Here is a 2664-nt window from a genome sequence, read left to right as displayed (position 1 = left end):
TAGATATTATCGATACCTAAATCTGCAAACTGACTTCCTATATTAATAGTACCACCATTTACCTTAACTTCTAGGTTACTATCTTGTCTTACTAACTCTATTTGAGAGATATCAAAGCCCTTCAAGTCCAGTATGTTCGAACCATAGTTATCAATGATATGTAGATAAGATGATGTTTGGAAATTATCTGAGCTAATGACATAAGTATCATTTCCTGCACCACCATTAAACAACTTGTATGATGTAGAGCTCTGCCCATGAATTAAAGTATCGTCACCCCCTTCACCATATAGGTTATCACTACCTCCCTGAGCTATTAAAATATCATCTCCATTACCACCGTAAACGTAGTCGTTAGCACTAGACCCTTTGACTATATCGATATTATCAGTCGACTTAAAGTACTCAGAAGCGGTCGACATAATAAAGTCTATGCCAGTGCTATTGCCTGCTACATCTGCCGCTTCAATTCTATAATCACCTTCTTTAAAAGGAATATTAGTCACTGAGTCAAGCTCGGTTTGAGAGCCATTAACTAACTCATAGGCTTTAACTGTACCTTCATCGATATTGTCATCAACTTCAAGTGTGTTAGTTGCTGTATTGAAGTTTAGAATCTGCCCCAATTCTGGTGCAGTAGTGTCAATCGTAATCGTTTTAACCTCTGTGACACTCTCATTTAGAGCTTCATCTGTTACTTTGGCTCTAAAGCTATACTCACCGTCCGGCAGATTGGCTACTGAACCATTGCTAACCGATTGCCATGTTTGACCATTATCAGACGAGTACTCAAACTCTACAGTACTACCCGCTTCATTGCCTTGTACTGCTAAATCAAACGCATTGTCTTGAGTAATACCGTCATCTTGAGATATCCCTGTATCCTCAAAGTTATTGAATACTAGCTCACCTGGCTCTGGCGGTGTGGTATCTGGTGCAACATTGATACGGTAAACACCAATATGATTACCTTGAGTATCAAGGACTCTAATGTTAAAACTTTCAGCGACCAGCTCTGGGTCTACGCCTATTTCAGAACCGTTAGAGGTGTAGTTATAAGAACCATCTACCGATAACTCAAGCGTGCCTTTAGTAGTCTCGATGACAACTGGATTAGTCGCAGAACTATCTAATAACTGATCACCCACCTGTAACACATAATCCTGAGGCACAGTAATATCGGTATTAGAGAAAATATTACCTGATACATTGTCATAACCTGTAAAGTCAGTACGCTCAACATCTTGATATTGGACAACATCAAGGTTAATTGTCGAACCATACTCATCAGCATTTAAGTCTAATGTATATACACCTGGTGCTAAGTTACTACCTAGTACTTTGCTATATGAAGAAGAGCCTGCAGATAGAACACTTAAAGAGCCTGAAGCACTTGAAGCAGGACCTTGTAAACTGTAACTGCCGTTTATATCTAAGCTTGCTGAGGGGTCATAGAAGCTTAGCGTTGCACTGGCATTTTCTCCAGTTACTTCAAAGTACATCCTGTCATACAATGAATTAGAAGTTTGTCGACTGACTAGAGTTTGCTCCTCTGAAATGACACTAGTTTCAAATACTTCCTGTAATTCATAGTTGTAGGTTTCATTGATACCAAAGACCATGATAGTCGCTGTTTGAGTAATGGTTTCTGTGCCATCCGTGATGGTATAGGTAAAGCTATCGGTGCCATTAAAGTTAGCATTTGGTGTGTATTTGTAGCTACCATCCGCATTGACAACCACTGTACCATTGCTGGTTCCATCTGCTAAAGCAAAGGTAAGCTCATCGCCATCAACATCTGTGGCTGTTGCTAATTGACCTGTCGCGACGGTATCTTCCACCGCTTCAATACTGCTGTCTGCTGATACTGGCGCATCGTTGACACCCTCTATACTCACTGTTGCGGTTTGGGTTATCACGCCGCTTTGACCGTCATCAATGGTATAGGTAAAGCTATCAGTGCCATTAAAATCGGCATTTGGTGTATAAGTATAGCTACCATCCGCTTCAATCACGACGCTACCTTTGCTTGGGGCATCTGCTAGTGCGTAGGTTAGGCTGTCACCATCAGCGTCTGTCGCATCAGACAAACTACCTGTCGCTACGGTGTCCTCGGTAGCACTAATAGCGGTATCGGTTGAGACTGGTAAATCATTGACTGAGGCAACCATGATAGTCGCTGTTTGAGTAATGGTTTCTGTGCCATCCGTGATGGTATAGGTAAAGCTATCGGTGCCATTAAAGTTAGCATTTGGTGTGTATTTGTAGCTACCATCCGCATTGACAACCACTGTACCATTGCTGGTTCCATCTGCTAAAGCAAAGGTAAGCTCATCGCCATCAACATCTGTGGCTGTTGCTAATTGACCTGTCGCGACGGTATCTTCCACCGCTTCAATACTGCTGTCTGCTGATACTGGCGCATCGTTGACACCCTCTATACTCACTGTTGCGGTTTGGGTTATCACGCCGCTTTGACCGTCATCAATGGTATAGGTAAAGCTATCAGTGCCATTAAAATCGGCATTTGGTGTATAAGTATAGCTACCATCCGCTTCAATCACGACGCTACCTTTGCTTGGGGCATCTGCTAGTGCGTAGGTTAGGCTGTCACCATCAGCGTCTGTCGCATCAGACAAACTACCTGTCGCTACGGTGTCCTCG

At 42.5% G+C, this 2664-nt stretch carries 1 protein-coding gene; it reads right to left on the bottom strand.

Annotation, left to right across the window (positions count from 1 at the left end; translation table 11 throughout):
• A partial coding sequence (locus tag AC2SLL_RS12100; RefSeq protein ID WP_486531935.1) for a beta strand repeat-containing protein occupies positions 1-2664 on the bottom strand: 2664 nt, incomplete at both ends.

Source organism: Psychrobacter sp. CX97 (genome assembly GCF_057396285.1).
This window is presented reverse-complemented; position numbering and strand designations above follow the sequence as displayed.